At 55.2% G+C, this 17,813-nt stretch carries 17 protein-coding genes and 2 tRNA genes; 10 read left to right on the top strand and 9 right to left on the bottom strand.

The window, feature by feature from the left end; translation table 11 throughout:
- The first annotated feature begins 67 nt into the window (after positions 1-67).
- Together LC354_RS12015 and LC354_RS12010 are read left to right on the top strand one after the other, a co-directional pair.
- Positions 68-3,292, top strand: coding sequence for a hypothetical protein (locus LC354_RS12015; RefSeq protein WP_223424114.1), 3,225 nt, complete (start codon positions 68-70; stop codon positions 3,290-3,292).
- 248 nt (positions 3,293-3,540) lie between these two features.
- Positions 3,541-5,517, top strand: coding sequence for a PriCT-2 domain-containing protein (locus LC354_RS12010; protein WP_223424112.1), 1,977 nt, complete (start codon positions 3,541-3,543; stop codon positions 5,515-5,517).
- 1 nt (position 5,518) lies between these two features.
- Here LC354_RS12010 and LC354_RS12005 read toward each other — a convergent pair whose 3' ends face one another.
- The gene (locus LC354_RS12005; RefSeq protein WP_223424110.1) at positions 5,519-6,028 is read right to left on the bottom strand and encodes a hypothetical protein; all 510 of its coding nucleotides are present in this window, start codon (positions 6,026-6,028) and stop codon (positions 5,519-5,521) included.
- A 679-nt stretch (positions 6,029-6,707) separates the two neighbouring features.
- On the opposite strand from LC354_RS12005, the gene LC354_RS12000 reads away from it, so the two are divergent.
- Positions 6,708-6,986 carry a hypothetical protein gene (locus LC354_RS12000; RefSeq protein ID WP_223424108.1) on the top strand — a complete coding sequence of 93 codons (279 nt, stop codon included), beginning with the start codon at positions 6,708-6,710 and terminating at the stop codon, positions 6,984-6,986.
- Between the two features lie 49 nt (positions 6,987-7,035).
- Here LC354_RS12000 and LC354_RS11995 read toward each other — a convergent pair whose 3' ends face one another.
- On the bottom strand, positions 7,036-7,506 hold the full coding sequence (locus tag LC354_RS11995) for a hypothetical protein (RefSeq protein WP_223424106.1): 471 nt from the start codon (positions 7,504-7,506) through the stop codon (positions 7,036-7,038).
- 256 nt (positions 7,507-7,762) lie between these two features.
- Between LC354_RS11995 and LC354_RS11990 the strand changes: the two genes are divergently transcribed.
- Positions 7,763-8,374: a hypothetical protein gene (locus LC354_RS11990; RefSeq protein WP_223424104.1), complete on the top strand. Its 612-nt coding sequence runs from the start codon at positions 7,763-7,765 to the stop codon at positions 8,372-8,374.
- Between the two features lie 168 nt (positions 8,375-8,542).
- Here the strand turns inward: LC354_RS11990 and istB are convergent, their stop codons facing one another.
- Positions 8,543-9,085: an IS21-like element helper ATPase IstB gene (gene istB, locus LC354_RS11985; RefSeq protein ID WP_317849312.1), complete on the bottom strand. Its 543-nt coding sequence runs from the start codon at positions 9,083-9,085 to the stop codon at positions 8,543-8,545.
- A gap of 99 nt (positions 9,086-9,184) precedes the next feature.
- Between istB and LC354_RS11980 the strand changes: the two genes are divergently transcribed.
- On the top strand, positions 9,185-9,766 hold the full coding sequence (locus LC354_RS11980; RefSeq protein WP_223424101.1) for a rhomboid family intramembrane serine protease: 582 nt from the start codon (positions 9,185-9,187) through the stop codon (positions 9,764-9,766).
- 213 nt (positions 9,767-9,979) lie between these two features.
- Positions 9,980-10,624, top strand: a complete 645-nt coding sequence (locus LC354_RS11975; RefSeq protein ID WP_223424099.1) for a hypothetical protein — start codon at positions 9,980-9,982, stop codon at positions 10,622-10,624.
- A 645-nt stretch (positions 10,625-11,269) separates the two neighbouring features.
- Here the strand turns inward: LC354_RS11975 and LC354_RS11970 are convergent.
- The 6 genes from LC354_RS11970 to LC354_RS11945 all read right to left on the bottom strand — a co-directional run bounded on the left by LC354_RS11970 (position 11,270) and on the right by LC354_RS11945 (position 15,704).
- Positions 11,270-11,345, bottom strand: a tRNA-Thr gene (locus LC354_RS11970).
- A gap of 264 nt (positions 11,346-11,609) precedes the next feature.
- The gene (locus LC354_RS11965; protein WP_223424097.1) at positions 11,610-11,786 is read right to left on the bottom strand and encodes a helix-turn-helix transcriptional regulator; all 177 of its coding nucleotides are present in this window, start codon (positions 11,784-11,786) and stop codon (positions 11,610-11,612) included.
- A gap of 220 nt (positions 11,787-12,006) precedes the next feature.
- A tRNA-Arg gene (locus LC354_RS11960) sits at positions 12,007-12,083 on the bottom strand.
- 70 nt (positions 12,084-12,153) lie between these two features.
- Complete coding sequence (locus LC354_RS11955; RefSeq protein ID WP_223424095.1) at positions 12,154-13,536, bottom strand: sensor histidine kinase; 1,383 nt, start codon at positions 13,534-13,536, stop codon at positions 12,154-12,156.
- Between the two features lie 12 nt (positions 13,537-13,548).
- Positions 13,549-14,967, bottom strand: a complete 1,419-nt coding sequence (locus LC354_RS11950; RefSeq protein WP_223424093.1) for a dihydrolipoyl dehydrogenase family protein — start codon at positions 14,965-14,967, stop codon at positions 13,549-13,551.
- Positions 14,968-14,972: 5 nt separating this feature from the next.
- On the bottom strand, positions 14,973-15,704 hold the full coding sequence (locus tag LC354_RS11945) for a TVP38/TMEM64 family protein (protein WP_223424091.1): 732 nt from the start codon (positions 15,702-15,704) through the stop codon (positions 14,973-14,975).
- 311 nt (positions 15,705-16,015) lie between these two features.
- Between LC354_RS11945 and rpmH the strand changes: the two genes are divergently transcribed.
- The 4 genes from rpmH to ttcA all read left to right on the top strand — a co-directional run bounded on the left by rpmH (position 16,016) and on the right by ttcA (position 17,797).
- Positions 16,016-16,150 carry a 50S ribosomal protein L34 gene (rpmH, locus tag LC354_RS11940; protein ID WP_223424089.1) on the top strand — a complete coding sequence of 45 codons (135 nt, stop codon included), beginning with the start codon at positions 16,016-16,018 and terminating at the stop codon, positions 16,148-16,150.
- Positions 16,151-16,170: 20 nt separating this feature from the next.
- Complete coding sequence (gene rnpA / locus LC354_RS11935; protein WP_223424087.1) at positions 16,171-16,566, top strand: ribonuclease P protein component; 396 nt, start codon at positions 16,171-16,173, stop codon at positions 16,564-16,566.
- A complete protein-coding gene (gene yidD, locus LC354_RS11930) occupies positions 16,563-16,805 on the top strand; it encodes a membrane protein insertion efficiency factor YidD (protein ID WP_223424085.1) in 243 nt (80 codons plus the stop codon). The genes rnpA and yidD overlap by 4 nt, the downstream gene beginning before the upstream one ends.
- Positions 16,806-16,918: 113 nt before the next feature.
- Entirely contained in the window at positions 16,919-17,797 is an 879-nt protein-coding gene (gene ttcA, locus LC354_RS11925; protein ID WP_223424084.1) for a tRNA 2-thiocytidine(32) synthetase TtcA, read from the top strand.
- Positions 17,798-17,813: the final 16 nt, after the last annotated feature.

The following is a 17,813-nucleotide window of genomic DNA, read 5'->3' as shown; positions in this document are numbered from 1 at the left end:
GACGCGACACATCCAAAGGCTCTCTCAGCATTAAACTCAAGCGAGCTGGATGGGACGAGGCATTCTTATGCAGCGTTCTCAATGGGCTGTAAGAGGCATGATGCCAAACGCGATTGCCCTGACACAGGCGATAGGAACGCGGCTGTTTTCTGGGGAAAACGATAGTTTTTCATATTGGCACCGTCGAATAGGTGAGTTTCTTGGTGCGTATTGGCTTGCTGAAAAAGCTGACACGCCCATGAAGCGACGACGTTTATTGAAATTGTTTCACGACTACGATCTAGTTCCAACCAACTTACGCGGGATTCATGCTCGGCTGGCTCGCGATCCCAATTTAGCAAGTTCTGTGGTATCCGCAGACCCTATGGGTGTTCTTGAATATGGGGACGCGGAATCTCTCACTCCGCAACTAACAGGTGAACTTTTCAGATCACTCGAAGCATTGGCTCACAGTAATCCAAGCTTCTGGAGGGGAGGAAACGCAAAGGCAAGTTCGCTTGTCTCTGGGGCGATGAGGGATGAAGCGGACAGAGTCATGCTTGATAGTAAGGCCCCCTCTGCGTTGCGGTTGTTGCTTATCGAACAACTTGCCAACGCGGAATTGGCGCACTCATACCGGGAGACTCTTCTTATCCTGCTGACTGACGAGCAGGACATGTTCGTGATACGACGACATGCTGCAACCGCTCTAGAAAAAACAGATTTTTCGGACTGGCCTGCCAAAATCGAAGAACTTGTTGGTAAAGCCGACCAATCCTCCGTGCGAATTGCATATGAAGTTATGTGTGAGGTCGGTTTGGATCAATTTTCTGATCAGCAGGTAGTAGATGTATTATTGGCTTTCGGCGGACTCACAATTTGCGTTTGGCCACAAGAAGAAACCTCAAACTTTGTAGCCAAATTTCTAAGGTTGCCTGAGTCGATCTCTCCAGATCGATTAAATTTTTTGCTCGACATTCTTTCGGCGAACCTCACGGAGCTTCTCCCGCGAGATTACGATCTCGAATACAATGATGTAGTTGATACTCTTCATGCACTTGTCCTGCAGCGTTTAGAAACTGGGGATGTAAGCGCGCCCAAACTTTGGGCGTGGCTGAAATCGGCTGAAGACTGGAACACCCAGCATCGGCAAAACTCAAAGGTGCTCGCGGAAAAGCTTAGATCAATGGATGATGTCAGACGCTCAATTCAGCGAAGCGTTCTTCTGGAAGGATCGGGGGACCGGCTCTGGAGGCAACAAAGAAACCTCAGGGAGGTGAATCCCGGGCTAGTTCCGGATGAAAGCGACATCATCTTCATTCTTTCTAGTCTCACCCCCGACGAGGTATCTGGTGAACTCTTGATGGGCCTTGTGACGCTTGTTGGTCATGATGAAGATCGAGGCGAAGACACTCGGCGGTTGGCGATACAGTTGGCGGGCGAAGATCACGAACTCTGCACTCGTATTTCAAATCTTGCCAGCCCCGCTGTCCCAAAGTGGCAAATTCAAGAAGATAGGCGAGTAGCAGAGCACGCTAGACAGCAAGGAGAACGATTCGAGCGAGGCAGAAATGAGTTTTCCGAGCACATCGGAGAAATGCGTGCTGGAGAATTGCGTTGGATTCATCCGGCTGCAATGGCCTACCTAAAACGTTTCTCAGACCTTGGGGATGATGTTGTCGCGCACGAAAGAACTGCGGAATGGTTAGGAACAGAACTAGCTGCCGCTGCACATGAGGGGTTTGAAGCATTTCTGACTTTAGAGAACCCTAGGCCCACCGCAGTGCGTATGGCACTGAATTTCGCGAGAGGGTACAAGTACCACGCGGGAGACATCATTGTCGCGGCATTGGCTGAACGCTTGCGATTGCGCGATGAGCCGTTCGCGGAACTGCCCGACGAGCGTCTGATGGCGGGTCTGTTCGAGCTTTGGCACTCAATGATCGATGAACACGCTGGGCTGACAGGCCTAGTTGAAGCTTTGGAAGCTGAACTCAGGTCAAGGGGAGGCTGGGAAACTGCCGTCCGTCTTTTCATTGTTGCGCAGCTGAGAAAGCGAAAGAGCAACGTGGATCGGCTCTACCAATTGATGAGGTCCGAAGAGGACATCGGACTTGCAACTACGCTCGCAATCGAATGGTTGGAAACCTGTTCGGACTTGTCAGATCAAACAGAAACCGAATTGGTAGATAGAGTCCTAGCTTCGCCAAGACGCACAGAACTGCTTAACATATGCAATGCGCGGCTAGCTCAGAAACTGGACGACGAACGGCGGCGAAATTGGGATGCCGTTCAGGTCATCCTCGATTTTGAAACGGCTTGTCTTCGCTTTGAGAATAGCGTTGAACCAGAACTGTTTTGGCACCTGCGTAAAAGAAGCGCAGGCTCTGATCGCGAAGAACGGTCCGCTGTTGATCTAACCCCGGATCAGCACCGATGGATTGTAGCTACATTTCGCGACGTTTGGCCGCTGGCGAACAGGCCGACAAGTATGACCAGAGGCGACACGAACGCGTGGGATGCATCTGACTATCTAAACGGCCTGATCTCGCGCTTGGGTAACGATCATTCCGACGCAGCGATTGCTGCAATGCAAAGTCTTAGAGACATGGACGCAGATGGCTATACTTACCACCTTCAGAGTGTTTCCGCAGAACAACAGCGAAGAAGAATAGAGCACGCTTACACGCCGCCGACGGTGAATGAAATTGTCTCGGTTGTATCTGACAACCGACCCAGAACATCGCCCGACTTACAAGCGGCAATGTTAGAACACCTGACTGTCGTTCAATCGATGTTGAAAAACAGCGATGTCGATTGGTACCGCGGTTTCTACATCCCTGAGAGATACCGTAAGGGAAGTAAGGGTCCGTTTCTGTACAGGATGGGGCCACACAAGGATGAGGAGTCCTGCCGCGACGAACTTGTTAAGATGCTGCGAACTATGGACACCGGGCTTGAATACATCCCAGAAAGTCACGGCGCTGATGACAAGCGGGTCGATGTCGTTGTTCGAGCAGATGAAAGATTGATCCTTCCAATAGAGATAAAAGGACAGTGGCACCGAGACCTCTGGACTGCATCCGACGCTCAGCTTGACCATCTTTATGTTAACGATTGGCGGGCCGAACGCGGTATCTATCTCGTTCTGTGGTTCGGAGATAGCGTAAACATGGCCCGGCTGCCGGATAGTGTTCAGAGACCGACCAATGCAGGTGAGCTGTCTAGTGCGCTGTTATCGACCAGCCGGGCCGCGCAAGAAGGAAGGGTCGATATTGTTGTCCTTGACCTCACTCGGCCCCAATTGGGCTAAACCACAGTTCATCAGCGAGCGCATCCCCGGAGCTGGTGTTGATGACGTACCTGACCACAGCCCGAGGACTGACAGCTTCAGAAGCCGTCGACGTGATCAGGAAAAGGGCCGGGAACCAGAACCCAATTGACCCCCTTAGGTCGAGGCCCATGCCTCTAAATATGCCTCAATGATGCGAACCCTGAAGTGGTCCGGCGAATTCAGACAGCGTGCTAAGATGTATCCGACGCTTACGACAGGATACATAAATGACCAAGAGACGCAGTTTTTCTGACAAGTTTAAAGCTACGGTAGCGCTCGAAGCGCTGCGTGGCGACAAGACGGCTCAAGAGATCGCGGCGAAACGCCCTGTGGTGGCATTGCCTCTTGCACTCGAAAGCATCGTCCTCACGCCCACAGAAATTGACGAAACGGGCGCAATGCAGTTCGACGAGGGCGGCGAGATTGTTTTGCGAAAGGCAAAGCCTCGCAAGACAGGCCCAAAGAGCGGTCAGCGAACGAAAGCGGTCGATGTGGATGCGGCGTTGCGGGCTTTCACGAAGGCGCGGCCAGGTGGTGGTTACAAATCGTGGAGCGATGCGGGGTTCAACATTTTCGGCGCGTTCGGCGAAGATGGGTATGAGCATTGGTTGACCTACTCGAAGCAAACGGATGGCTTTGAATCTGAAAGCGACGTGCGAAGTAAATGGGCAGACATCTCCAAGGCAGGCAAATGTGGTCCCGAACCGTTTTGGGCATATGCACGGGCGGGCGATTACGCGGGCGGTCTTCCTGATGGTGTGCAGATTGGTAACAAAGGGGATCAGACCAAGTTGATCCTCGACGACGTGGTTGGATCACTCAAACTGTTCCGCGATCCTGACGGCACAGCTTATGCGCGCGTGGGTCCACGCCGCATCATGCGGATCGACTCGATCGAGTTCGCAGATTGGTTGCGTCGCACGGCCTATTCAAGCGGCGTGACTGCAAGCCAAGAGCAGATCAACCTCGTCGTGGGCATAGCGCGGGCACACGCCTATGAGACGGTTGAAGACGTGCATCTACGGGTCGCACGGCAAGACAACCGCATCTACGTCGATCTTTGCGATGCAGATGACCGCGTGCTGATTATCTCGGCCGACGGTGTTGAGTTGATTGACGGTGACGAAGAGTGCCCTGTTGTGTTCCGCCGCTCTCGCCAATTGCCAATCGAGTTGGGGGATGGGTCAGGATCGCTCGAAGACATCCGCGCAATGGTCAACATGGACAATGACCAATTCATCGTCTTCATGGCCTGTGCCGTCAAAATGTTCTTTCCCGACACCCCTTCGCCCATCGTCAACCTGATTGGTGAATATGGGTCGGCCAAAACATCGACGACACGGGTGCTGCGGACTTTGATTGACCCTGTGTCTGCCATGGTCGCACCGGGTAGCGACAAAGTGGACGATGTGCTTGTGCGGGCTTGGCACAATTATGTGCTGACACTCGAAAACATGTCTGACCTGACCAAGCTGTCGGACACGCTTTGCGGCATCACCACGGGCATGGGTTTTGAGGTGCGGCAGTTGTTCACCAATGGCGACCTATTTTCGATTTGGGTGAGACGCCCCGTGATCGTCAACGGCATTGATCCATCGAAATACGCAGCCGATTTGATCTCGCGAATGGTCGAGATTGAGTTGGAGAAGCCCGAAAAACGAATGCTCGAATCCGAGTTCGAACAGCAGCTTGCTGAATCTGCACCACGTATGTTCATCGGCGCGGTCGCACTCGTCATGGAAGTGTTGAAGGTGTTACCGCAAATCGACGCCCACGCTTTTGCGGACAATGTGCGGTTGGCCGAGTTTGGTGCAATTGGCGAGGCGACGGCGCGGGTCATGGGTAGGGATGAGGGGTGGTTCATCGAAAAGATGGTCGAGGCTCAAGACATTGCGCAGGACGAAGCGGCGGATGACTCTGCGACCATGCAGGCATTGGAGTCATTCCAAGAACCTGTGGCGCGGCGCGGCGAGTTTTGGGGCACGCCCCAAGAACTGCTGATCGAGTTGCAGCAGTCGGCTGAGATCATTGGGTTGCACCCATCGCGGTTGCCCATGACGGCGGCGACGCTCAGTCGAGAATTGAACCAACTCAAGCCATCGCTGAGGAAGCGAGGTTGGGAGATCGACAAGAAGTCGCGGAAATGGCGGCTTGTTCCACCGCCTGAGATCACCGCAGAAGAATTGGCCGCGATGGAGCGGTGAACTAATGCTCGTGGTCTGACTCATTGGCATCTTTACCTGCCAGCCTTTGGCGGGCGTCCCGTTCGCTGTCGTAGTAGTGAATTTGCCATTGCTTCCGACTGAAGCCACCACGCGGTCTAGCGGTCAAGCTGAACACTTCGGCCTCATCAAGTCGACACACAAGTTCGTCGTCGAACCCTTGCCTGTTCTCAACACACACCATAAATGTGCCTTGTGAAGTCAGCAGCAGACTGCCTTTCTCTTTGAAAGCGTCTTCTGGTGTGCCTATCTGGCCGCAAGGGGAAAGCGACCAATCGGTTCCGTAGCTCAACACTTCCTCGCTTTTTGAGTAAGGGCAAAGCCGAAAGAGCAATGTATCGTCTTTGGTTGAGAGGACAAGGAACCTTCTATCCCCACTTTCATCCTGGATGCACAGGCCTGAATGACTTTCACCGCGAAGACGAAATTCAATGAATTCCGAGTGCGCGCAATCTCCGAACGCTTTGACCTCTGTTCTCGGGGACAGTTTCATTTTTGCTTCTCCATAATCCGCGCCAAGTTACTCGATACCATTTCTACAGGCTCTGATTGTGCAATACATCAACGAATGTGCAGGCATTGCAGGGAATCATGGGGTTTTGCTTTAAGAGGTTTTTTTATTGGTTGGTTGGTGGTTGTTAACCGACCAACCAACCAATTTTTCCACTATAAGTAAGCGCATGTAATCCCTGCATTGCCTGTAATCTCGACGGGTGATGCCAACTATTCACGCTGCCTACCTCCCTTCGAAATCTCTGCCTTCTTGTTGCGAGATGGTCGCAACTGACCTTCTACGATCACGGCAATTGAACAGCAATCAACCGCCAAGAGGGTCTAACCGATTCTTCCGAAAGCGGTTTGGTGGGGACGGTGTTGCAGAATTCTTTGGCTCTGCAACAGACGCAAGTAAGTGAGTGGAAAGGTCACTTTCTGACCCATAGAAAGTGAGCAAATAGGTCAGATTCCTGCAAAGAAATCAGCACCTTCTTTTCTCCATGCTCCACCTAAATCCCCAGACCATCGCCCCGACAGCGGATGATACGCAAATCATGCTGGGCCAGTGGCGGGTCTATGAAACACTCCACTTCTGCGCGCATCCGGTGCCCCAGTGGGCTGCATCCTTTCGGCCCGGCCCGCCGGGTGCGCGCGATCACAATGCGAAAGGACAACGCATGACCATTACCGCAACCATCGACGAGCATGAAGCCGTCACGCTCACCTATACCCGCATGAACACCACGTCGAACCTTGGTGTGCCCGATGCAGCAGCCTTCGCTGACGACCTGCTATCGACATTCAAGCCCGATCAAGACGACATCTACCGCGACGCCTACAACGTCTTGGTGAAACCCGATGGCGTGAAGGTCGAAGTGCATCCGCACTCGTTTCCGATCCCGTGGCAGCACATCACCTCCGTAGTGGACCAACTGCGCGCTTGCGGCATTAGTTAAGGAATAGGTCACTGAAAAATCTCCTCGATCGACCGACAGCAGCCCTGTGCTAGCCAATGATGTAGGTAGGATCGTCCAACTTCTCTACCAGAATGCGGTCGACCGCCGTGATCCTTTCTAAACATTTTTTGTCAATTGCTGTCACTACATGCGTCAAAGCTTCCAATCGGAAAATAATTTCTTCGAGTTCATCAGGTTTCGCAGACGAGATATTGTCAATTTCGGCGTCCAAGTCTTTTCTTGTTTTCGTTAGCATGATTTCGGCTTCGTCTAGATCCTTGATACCACTGGCAGCTACTTCTTTTTCGCCGGTCTTTGCTTCAAGAACCTGAAAGCGTTGCCTTACAGCGGCCAATTGCCCTTTCTGCCGTTCAAATCCGATGTGGACCGCAGCGGCAATACTCTTAGCTTGAACTCGCAAATTCTGGTGTCGAGCTTTCCTTGCTTCAATCACAGCCCATACAGAAGCGGCTGCGGCAAGAAGCGAAATGCTCAATGCAAAGTAATTTTCCAGTGTCATTTCCTCAACCCCACGCAGGCACCAAGAAGCCTATGAACAATCCTTGCCAATCGGCAACAATAAAAGTGCTGTCGGCACCCTCAAGCATCTGCAGTACCTTAGAAACCCTACTCTCCACCTGCTTCTGCGCTCGGAGCAGCGCCCGTCGGTTGATACATTTTGGGCATGACGGATCGGTGCGTCATTCCTGTCCAATCATGAAGGGGCGGTGTGGCACCACGCACCGCCTTTTCTATTGTACGCAAAGGAATGACCAATGCCCGACGATACCACGGCTGCCCTGCAAGCTCTCATCAAGCAGGTTAAAACCCTCACCACCACTGTCACCGATCAGCAAAAGCGAATGGACGGACTGCACGACTTCAATACTCGTATCCTCGACGAAAAGAAGGACATGCAGCGCCAGCTTGAACAGCAGACAGAGACGGACAAAAAGCTGGCCGATATGGGCTATCAACGCGCCCCCGACGGTAACTACTATCCGCAAGGGACACGCCCCGCCCACACCCTGACCCGTGAAGAAGCGCGCGACCCACAGAAGTATCGCGCTGCCAAAGAAGCAGCGGCCAAGGCCGGTGCGGTGCTTCAAATCGTAGATTCCACGGATGGTGGCGACACACATCGTCGGTCATCCCGCACAGAAACGGACACCTCCCTCACCACAACTCTCATTCGCGACGACGACCAAAAGGTCGCTTACATGCGCCGGGACTTGATGGGATCAGACGCGCGTCAATACCGCCAGCTTCGCGCTGATGAGGGCATGGCCGCGCTACTTGAGTATTCCACGCGACTTGGCCGGTCATTCCACGAACACTTGGCCACCCATTCCATGGGACTTGGCCACCCCAGGATAGGGGGTCTGTGAGGCTGTTTCTTCATGACTTGATTTGGTGTCTTTCGTCAACTGCGTGACGTGTGAGGCGGGTTTGTCCATGGGAGGGACCCGCGCGCCCGGCGCTGCGCTTTCCAAAGAGCAAGCGGCGGCGGGCGCGTGGGAGGGACCTGTGGGCAAAGCCCGTGCGGGAGAGCTGGATCATTTCGTACCTCCAGCGTCCGTTTTTTGCATCTGGCTGGAGCGTTTGCGCATTGATGGCCCATCGAGGGCGAACTTGTGTGCGTTATGAACCAAGCGGTCGAGGATGGCGTCGGCGAAGGTGGGGTCGCCGATCATGTCGTGCCAAGTGTCGACGGGCAGTTGGCTGGTGACGATGGTGGCCTTGCGGCCATAGCGTTCGTCGATGACCTCCATCAAGTCGCGGCGTTGCGGGGCGGTCAGCTGCTCGGGGCCCCAGTCGTCGAGGAGCAGCACATCGGAGCGGGCGATCTTGCGAAACAGCCGGTCATAGCTGCCATCGCCGCGCGCGGCCGCCAGATCGGCCAGCAGACGTGGCATACGGAAATAGAACACGGTTTTGCCCTGACGGCAGGCTCCATGTCCCAAAGCACAGGCCAACCACGACTTCCCCACGCCGCATGGGCCGGTGATGAGGATCGGGCGGGCCTTTGATATCCATACGCTATCGCGCAGGCTTTGGAACAGCGCTCGGTCCAGTTTCCTGGGGAATGTGTAATCCACGTCTTCCAAACACGCGGTGCTGTCGCGCAGCTTGGCGGCGCGCACCCCAAAAAAGTTGAACCCGGTGCGCCCGTATTTCTTTGGGTACTGATTGGCGTTATGGCGGCGATTGAACTGCCACTTACGCTGTCAGATTCAGGTTGGATCGGTTCTAATAGTTGGCGTATGAACGTCTTTTTATATGGCGCATTCTGGCATCCTTTGCTCGATGACAGCCTCGCTCCGCTCTATTCAAGTCAGAAAGTTCTGATGTTTATGACGCACGCGTTTTTGCATGGCGGTGCTGTGCATTTTGTCATGAATAGCGTGGTCCTTCTCGCCTTGGGAAAAGGAGTTGCAACATACCTTGGCGTCGGCAAAACCACTTTTTTATTGGCCCTATCAGCGATTTCTGGTGCCGTAGCTTTCGGGTTGTTGTCAACTGCGAACGGCCCAATGATTGGAGCGTCAGGAGCCGTTTTTGGCCTACTGGGCGTGTGGCAAGCTTGGGACTTTAGACAGCGACGGAAATTGAACCAATCCGTGCGACCTGTCCTTGGTGGCATCTTAGGCGTGGCTCTCGTCAATTTGGTGCTTTTCGTCGCGCTATCCGGGACCCTTGCTTGGGAAGCTCACTTAGGCGGTTGGATCGCTGGCTGGACTGCCGCATGGACTTTCGCAAGTCAGCGAAAAGGAACGTAGCAATACTGCGCCATGCCACGCGACGCCATGCCACGCGCAAAAGGGTCACTTCGTCGCTGGCCTGGTCACTACGCAAGATGACTTGACCCGTTCTTGAAGCCGTCCCCATATCGGTTAACCGGCGACTCTGATGCCCCTACCCTGGGCGTTCTAATGATAAGCGCGAACCACCTACGGGCGGACATAATCTCATTACCTAAAGGAGCCAACAAATTGATAAGGATATTTGACTTCGAGACCACGCCCACCGAAGTGTGCGAGGCGGGTTGGTGCGACCTGAAGAACGGCCGCATTACACCACCTACATCGCGGCTGTATGGCATTACAGGCCCGATTGAACCCGGAGCACGCGCAGTTCACCACATTCGATCTGAGGACCTCGAAGGTGCGCCAATATTCGACGGTGTACCCAGCGCGGGGGTCACAGTATTCGCAGCCCACAACGCAAGCTATGAGTTGCAGTTCTGGACCCCTCCGGTGCCGGTGATCTGCACTTATAAAGCAGCGATGCGCATCTGGCCGGATGCGCCGTCGCACAAGAACTTCGCAGTGGCGTACTGGCTGGAGGATCGAGGCGATGTAGTTCTGGATCACGCGCAATTGGGCAAGTCTCACCGGGCAGGCGCAGACGCATATGCAACAGCCCACATCCTTAAGGCGCTGATGGCCACGGGCGTGACGGTCGAAGATATGATTGGTTGGGCGCGCGAGCCGGTGCTGATGTCAAAAATCCCGTTGGGCAAGTTTCGGGGCGAGAGTTGGTCGGCAGCAGATGCAGGTTACCTGAGATGGATGTTGGGGTCCGACATGAGCGATGACCTGAAGTGGAATGCTAAGCGCGAGTTGGACCGACGATAAAGACATCGGACAGTCTGGCCTTCGCAAATATCGACGTGACTGGCGGTGAGCATGAATCAAGTTGCACAGCTAAGTCTGGCAATGGCCGCAGTATCGCCGCCGCCCTTTGATCTGGGGTATTGCAAATGACCTACGTGTATTCGTCAATTGAGGCTGCGACGTAAGACGGACTATGAGGCAACACAGTCCGCTTTCATTCTGGATTGAGATCAATGGTGGTCGCTGATTATTGTGGCGCATTGGTGCTTGCTTGCTGTCAGCAAACACTCAAAAACGCGGCTTAGATATGCGAGCGAGTCCCATAGTGAACTGGTTGGGGGCGGGGGCGTGGGCAGGCCCCGGTGGGCGTCGGTGGAAACGAATGCCACAGCAAAAAAACTGCATCAAGCGCCCTTCGCAGGCAATGAGAAGTGTACGCACTCAAGACGCTAAGCATGTTGTCACGACTCGGTAAATTTGTTCTCGAAGCTCACGACTTCGACAAAGGGTCTGAAAGCGAACCACCTGCGAACCACGAAACCAAAGCGAGCCAGCACCCTCCCAAATGCTGACCCGATAAGACGTTGAAGTCTTTGATATTTTATGGCTCCGGCGGTAGGGATCAAACCTACGACCAATTGATTAATAGCCAATTTGTGGAGATTTTGGTGCCGCTGAAGGGACTCGGACCCCCGACCCCATCATTACGAATGACGTGCTCTACCAGCTGAGCTACAGCGGCTTCCTGGACCCTACTATGGCCCTACTAGTTCTTCTCGTCTTCCTCGAACTCTTTGGTTTTGCAAGTCATTCTCGCGGGGACCCGCTAATTATGAAGGACCTGCTCTACCGACTGAGCAACAGCGACGTCTTGGAACCTACTTTGGCCATATGAGGTCTTCTCCTGCACCTCGAAATCTTTGGATTTGAAATTGGTCGAATGTTGTCGGGTGGCCAAATAGTGCACATCTGGCCACCCTATACTCCCAAAAGGAGCGTCGTTGGGTTATCGGTCGTCCAACCGCGTTTGAAGCCATTCCAACACTTCCGCTTCCACCCATCCCACTCTGTTCGGGCCGAGTTGTATCCGCTTAGGGAACTCTCCAGCCTTTTCCAGACGTGCAACATGCTGAGGGGAATACAGGACCAGCTCCTTCAGTTGGCGTTTCGATAGTATCCGCATCACGATATCTCCACAAATGAAGAGCATCGCGATGCCCTGAGGTTGACGAAACCTAGGCAGGAACAGACTAGCAGACCCGCGAACACGTGGCGAGTCGGCCCAATGTCAGCGACATAGCTGAACATCGAAAAACACTTCAAAACACAGCGATTCAAGAGACTAAAAAGAGACTAAGAACTGAAAAAGGCCTAGCGATTTCACGCTAAGCCTTTGAAATTTCTGGCGGACCGAGGAGGATTCGAACCCCCGACCCCCTGATTCGTAGTCAGGTACTCTATCCAGCTGAGCTATCGGTCCGTTGAGGCCGGAATTTAGTCTTGTGGCAAGCGCTTTGCAAGTGTGAATATCGGCATTGCCGGGCAAGTCTTCAAATACCGTCGCCCTTTGGCAGTCTGATGGAAAAGACAGTTCCTTTCGGGCCGGTCCGATCCAGTTCCAGCGCACCGCCATGACCGCGGATCAGTTCAGACGCGATCGCCAGACCCAAGCCCGTCCCACCCTTGCTGACACCACCCTGAAATGGGGCGAACAGATGTTCCTGGGCTTTTGGTGGCAAACCGGGCCCGGTATCAGCCACTTCAATCCACCAGTTATCGTCATCCTCATAGGCCGAGACGCAAATCTCGCCCGGCTGACCGCTTGCAACGATCGCCTGCCGCGCATTGCGCACCAGGTTCGACACGACGCGAAACAGCTGCTCGGGATCGGCCCGCAGCATGAGCAAGGGAGGAATGTTTTCGCTCAGGCTCACATCATGGTCGCCCACAGCAAGGCGTTCACTGTCCAGCACATCGTCGACCAACTCGTCCAGCGTCATCATCGTGAGGGTCGGGCTGGGTTCTTCGGCCTTGCCGAACGCCAAGGTGCTTTCGCACAGATGCACGGCCCGCGTGATTGAATTGACCAGTTTCGGCGCCATACGCGCGACAAGCGGGTCTTCGGATGTTTCGATCCGGTCGGTGAACAGTTGCGCCGAGGTCAGGATATTGCGCAAATCGTGACTGATCTTGGACACCGCAGACCCCAGCTGCGCCAGGCGATCCTTCTGGCGCAAAGCGTGGATCAGGTCAGTTTGCAGGCTGCGCAACGCCTCTTCGGCTTCGCGCAGCTCCGTCACGGTCGAACTGGGTGTGATAATGCCGCGCACATCTTCCGGGGCCGCCGCATAGCGTTGCATATGGCCGACGACACTGCGAATGGGTTTGACCAGAATGGCGCGCACCGCGACAAAGAGCAAAAGCGCCGTCACGATCGAGATGACCGCCGACAAGACAAGAATGCGCACGCCATAGTCGATCATCGCAGCCCGTAACGGAGCCGTTTCCATCGTCACTTCGATAAGCAAACCAGCCTCGCGGACCGGTGCGCCAATCACGCGGATCACCTCGTTTTCAGGTTCAATCAGGCGCATCATTGCGTCGCGGATCAGAACGGGTGCACTGCCGTTGCGCAGGTCATATGTCGCGTTGATCGGGCGCGGCATCGGAGAGGACAGCATCAACTGGCGAATTTCATCGCGGCGCAAGACCACGTTGAAGACGCCCGCATTCTCCAGCAACTCCTGTTCCAAGGCGCTGTCCAGCATGTCGTCGGCCAACAGTGCAAGCGAGGCAATTTGCGCCCGCTCCAGCCGATTTTGCAGGTACTCCTCGCGGAATCGCGCGATCGACGGCACAAAGATCAAAATTTCGGCCAGCATCACGAAAATCGTCGTGAGGATCAGAAAGCGACCGGAAAGTGAGTTCATCATGGCGACATGTGCTCAGGGAATGAACCGTTGCACAAGGCCTACGACGCGCTTGACCAGATCACTCTCGAACAGTCGCGGCGAAAAATAGGCGCCGGCCACCCGTTTGTTGACCTCGCCGATGGTTGGATAGGGTGACACCATTGCCGCAACCTGGCTCATCTTCATCTTGTTGGCCAGAACCAGCGCCCAGAGGTTGATCAATTCACCCGCCTGATAGCCCGCGATCGAGGCCCCCACAGGCCGTCCCTTGACCACCATAACCTTGATCAGACCGGTTGTTTTGCGTTCGGCTATCGCACGATCATTATGGTTGTAAGGAAAGCGGATCACTTCCAGCGCCGTCCCGTGTGCGTCGTGGGCCTGCGCTTCGGTCAATCCGACCTGTGCAAGTTCCGGGTCTGTATACGTGACCCAGGGAATATGGCTTGTCATCGCCTTGGACGGTAACCCAAACAGCATCGAGCGGATGATCACACCTGCATGATACCCAGCCACATGTGTAAACTGCAGCCCACCTGCAGCATCCCCAATGGCGTAGACCCGGCGATTGCTCGTGCGCAGGCTCGAATCGACTTTGACACCGCTGCGCGTCGTTTCAACGCCTGCGGCATCCAACCCCAGAGATTCCATATTCGTTTTGCGCCCGACGGCCACCAAAAGATGCGTGCCGGTAAAGCTGCGTCCGTCCTCTGCGTGAACGGTGACTCGGCCATCCGCCCCGTCGATTTTGGCGGCCTTCGCGTCTTCGGCAATCTCGATGCCTTCGGCGCGCAATTTTTTCAACACAACTTCGGCCATCTCCGGATCATCCTTGCCGAATGCCTTGGCCCCTTCGATCACAGTCACTTTCGACCCGAGCCGGATATGCGCTTGCGCCATTTCCATTCCGATGGGCCCGCCGCCGATGATCAGCAGATGATCGGGCTTTTCGCGCAAATCCCACAGTGTTTCGTTCGTCAGGTAGGGTACGGTGTCAATGCCATCGATCGGCGGCACGAGGGGGCTTGAACCGGTGGCGATCACGATCCGGCGCGCAGTGATGACCGTATCGCCCGCCTGCACTTCGCTATCGGAGATAAAGTGTCCGAATTCGCGGATGACGTCGACGCCAAAGCCTTCGAAACGTTCCTGACTGTCCATAGGTTCGATCTGGGCAATGACGTCGTGCACATGCTCCATGGCGGCGGCATAGTCTGCCGCGCCGTCGGTATCGGCCACACCGTAAACGTCGCTATGGCGCTGCCCATAAGCTGCCTTGCCACTGGCGATCAAAGCCTTGGACGGGACACAGCCGTAATTCAGGCAATCGCCACCCATTTTGTGCCCCTCGAGAAGGACAACTTTTGCGCCCATCTGGCTGGCCCCGGCCGCAACCGACAACCCGCCTGACCCGGCCCCGATGACCAGAATATCTGTCTTGATCCGTTTCATTTTGGTCAAAGTCCCTTCTTGCCACGCACAAGTTTTAGCACGATCGGCAATGCCGCCAGCGCGCACAAGCCAAGGATCGGCAGCAATATCTGAGGCTCGAAGATTATGCCCAGATTGGGGGTTTCACCACGGTCAAAGACTTCGCCGAGACCCGCGCCCACGGAGGTGAAGACAATGGCACCCGGAATGATGCCCAAAAAGGTGGTGATCGCAAAGCGCCGCAGCGGAACGCCAACCAGCGCAGGCACCAGATTGGCCACGAAAAACGGTACGGCGGGCACCAGACGGATCAGGAACAGCATCGACCACTGGTTTTCGTCGATCCCTGCCTTGATGCGTTTCACCACTCCATCGCTGGTATCCATTCTGTGGGCCAGCTTTTCTCCCAAGCCCCAGCGCGCCGCAAGAAAGATCCCGATGGCCCCCAACGTCGCCCCCGTCATGTTGAACAGCGCACCGGGGAAGGTGGCAAACAAAAAGCCCCCCGTCAGCGTCATGACCGTGGCCCCCGGCAACGAAAACGCGACGACGATGGTATAAGCCCCGATAAACAGCAGCGCCGTCAGCACGAAATTGGCATCCCGGAACCCCAAAAGCGCCTCGCGATTCTCGGCCAGCGTTTCAAAGCTGAGGTAATCACCCAGCGTAAATGCCCCGATGATCGCAACCATCACGATGCCAATCAGGGGCAGGTTTCGCATCAGGCCGGATTTGCTTGGTTCACTCATATCAGACATCGATGCCCCCTTTGAACACTTGCACCAGTCATTCTGACGCGTCTGGAGTTCAAAATGCGCCTGTCAGGCCGAATAAAACAGCCACCTCACGCGTGCTTGATCACCCATGACCGCTTTCGTGAGGATCGGCCTCTTATTGCCGGTCGCCTGAAACATACGCGACCACGCAAGCCAAATTTGTTGCAAACGGCAGGGATTTCCGCCATCCGGGGTTTGACTTGCACCGTCTCCCCCTTTAGAGGACGGGCTTCGAATACTGTCGCCGTCCCGAATCCGCGGGCAGAGCGGCCAATAGATCTGGAGTAACTGCGATGAAACGCACATATCAACCTTCGAACCTCGTGCGCAAACGGCGCCACGGTTTCCGTGCCCGCATGGCAACCAAAGCTGGTCGCAAGATCCTCAACGCCCGCCGTGCCCATGGCCGGAAATCGCTGAGCGCGTAAACTTCTCCACAGGTTTATACATGACCCCGCCGGAGGCCCCTTTGATCAGCATTACTGCTGATAGAGGTACGCCATCGGCGGGGCCAGTGCGTTTGGAGACCTTGAAAAAACGTGCGGATTTCCTGCGCGCAGCACGCGCCCAACGTGTCGCGATGCCCGGGTTCATCCTGCAGATCCGCAGCCGTGAAAACGACGGGCTGATCCGGGTTGGCTATACCTGTTCAAAAAAGGTCGGTAATGCTGTCGCACGCAATCGCGCCAAACGTCGACTACGCGAAATCGCACGGCTTGTTCTGACGGAATACGGCAAGCCCGGAACCGACTATGTTCTGATTGGCCGCGCCAGGGAAACCGCGCGGCGCCCGTTTCAACATCTGCTGACCGATTTACGCACTGCGCTGGCCAAAGCCCCATGACACCGCTTGCTTTCATCCTTGCGCTGCCTGTGCGGGCGTACCGCCTCGTCTTTTCTCCATGGGTCGGATTCAATTGCCGGTATCAGCCGACGTGCAGCGCTTACGCCCTCGACGCCCTGCAAGAACATGGCGGCCTCAAAGGTGGCTGGCTGGCCGCAAAACGCATCGGCCGCTGCCATCCCTGGGGCAGCGACGGCTATGACCCGGTTCCGAAAAGAAACGATACACAAGACCACTAGCGTTCGACGCGACGCAAGATCAGGGGCGTTTGGCACCTACCAGCGCACGCCCTCTTTTGGTTCAACCACCACGTGGTATACGCATACACCACGTTAACCCGCGAGGCCGCACCATGCTGGACGACAGCGAAGACATCCACGCACTTTTCGCCGGTGCGCCTTCGACGACCGAGTTCAAGAAACTGCGCAAGCGTATCGTACGTCAAACCCGCGAAGCGGTTGAGCAATACGGTATGATCGAACAGGATGCGCCGCGCGCCCGCTGGCTGGTGTGCCTGTCTGGCGGCAAGGACAGCTATACCCTGTTGGCCGTCCTGCACGAGTTGCAATGGCGCGGATTGCTACCCGTCGATATTCTGGCCTGTAATCTGGATCAGGGTCAGCCCGGTTTTCCCGCAACGGTTCTGCCCGCGTTTCTGGACCGCATGGGCGTCCCGCATCGCATCGAATATCAGGATACCTATTCCATTGTGGTCGACAAAATCCCGCAAGGGCGCACGTTCTGTGCGCTGTGTTCGCGGTTGCGCCGGGGCAATTTGTACCGGGTCGCGCGTGAGGAAGGATGCTCTGCGGTGGTCTTGGGCCACCACCGTGACGACATTCTCGAAACCTTTTTCATGAACCTGTTTCATGGTGGCCGACTGGCCACGATGCCACCGAAACTCGTGAACGAAGAGGGCGATCTGTTTGTCTTCCGCCCCTTGGCGCATGTTGCAGAAGCGGATTGCGAAAAATTCGCCAAGGCTATGAAATATCCCATTATTCCCTGCGATTTGTGCGGCAGTCAGGATGGTTTGCAGCGGCAGCAGGTCAAACAGATCCTTGATGGGTGGGAGGCCAACAGCCCCGGGCGCAGGCAGGTCATGTTCCGGTCCTTGATGAACGCGCGCCCGTCGCATTTGCTTGATCCCAAGCTGTTTGATTTCGCGGGCCTTACCCGCGCTTCGGAAAAACTTGACATAAATCCGGATGACATTCCGGTTTTGCGTTAAGAGCCTGCACACTCTG

Source organism: Tateyamaria pelophila (genome assembly GCF_019966495.1).
GTDB lineage: Bacteria > Pseudomonadota > Alphaproteobacteria > Rhodobacterales > Rhodobacteraceae > Tateyamaria > Tateyamaria pelophila.
This window is presented reverse-complemented; position numbering and strand designations above follow the sequence as displayed.

Bases quoted from the DNA above. Each gene is read 5' to 3' on its own strand.
- LC354_RS12015 (WP_223424114.1), top strand. From the start codon at position 68: ATGCAGCGTTCTCAATGGGCTGTAAGAGGCATGATGCCAAACGCGATT.
- LC354_RS12010 (WP_223424112.1), top strand. From the start codon at position 3,541: ATGACCAAGAGACGCAGTTTTTCTGACAAGTTTAAAGCTACGGTAGCG.
- LC354_RS12005 (WP_223424110.1), bottom strand. From the start codon at position 6,028: ATGAAACTGTCCCCGAGAACAGAGGTCAAAGCGTTCGGAGATTGCGCG.
- LC354_RS12000 (WP_223424108.1), top strand. From the start codon at position 6,708: ATGACCATTACCGCAACCATCGACGAGCATGAAGCCGTCACGCTCACC.
- LC354_RS11995 (WP_223424106.1), bottom strand. From the start codon at position 7,506: ATGACACTGGAAAATTACTTTGCATTGAGCATTTCGCTTCTTGCCGCA.
- LC354_RS11990 (WP_223424104.1), top strand. From the start codon at position 7,763: ATGCCCGACGATACCACGGCTGCCCTGCAAGCTCTCATCAAGCAGGTT.
- LC354_RS11980 (WP_223424101.1), top strand. From the start codon at position 9,185: ATGGCGGCGATTGAACTGCCACTTACGCTGTCAGATTCAGGTTGGATC.
- LC354_RS11965 (WP_223424097.1), bottom strand. From the start codon at position 11,786: ATGCGGATACTATCGAAACGCCAACTGAAGGAGCTGGTCCTGTATTCC.
- LC354_RS11955 (WP_223424095.1), bottom strand. From the start codon at position 13,536: ATGATGAACTCACTTTCCGGTCGCTTTCTGATCCTCACGACGATTTTC.
- LC354_RS11950 (WP_223424093.1), bottom strand. From the start codon at position 14,967: ATGAAACGGATCAAGACAGATATTCTGGTCATCGGGGCCGGGTCAGGC.
- LC354_RS11945 (WP_223424091.1), bottom strand. From the start codon at position 15,704: ATGTCTGATATGAGTGAACCAAGCAAATCCGGCCTGATGCGAAACCTG.
- rpmH (WP_223424089.1), top strand. From the start codon at position 16,016: ATGAAACGCACATATCAACCTTCGAACCTCGTGCGCAAACGGCGCCAC.
- rnpA (WP_223424087.1), top strand. From the start codon at position 16,171: ATGACCCCGCCGGAGGCCCCTTTGATCAGCATTACTGCTGATAGAGGT.
- yidD (WP_223424085.1), top strand. From the start codon at position 16,563: ATGACACCGCTTGCTTTCATCCTTGCGCTGCCTGTGCGGGCGTACCGC.
- ttcA (WP_223424084.1), top strand. From the start codon at position 16,919: ATGCTGGACGACAGCGAAGACATCCACGCACTTTTCGCCGGTGCGCCT.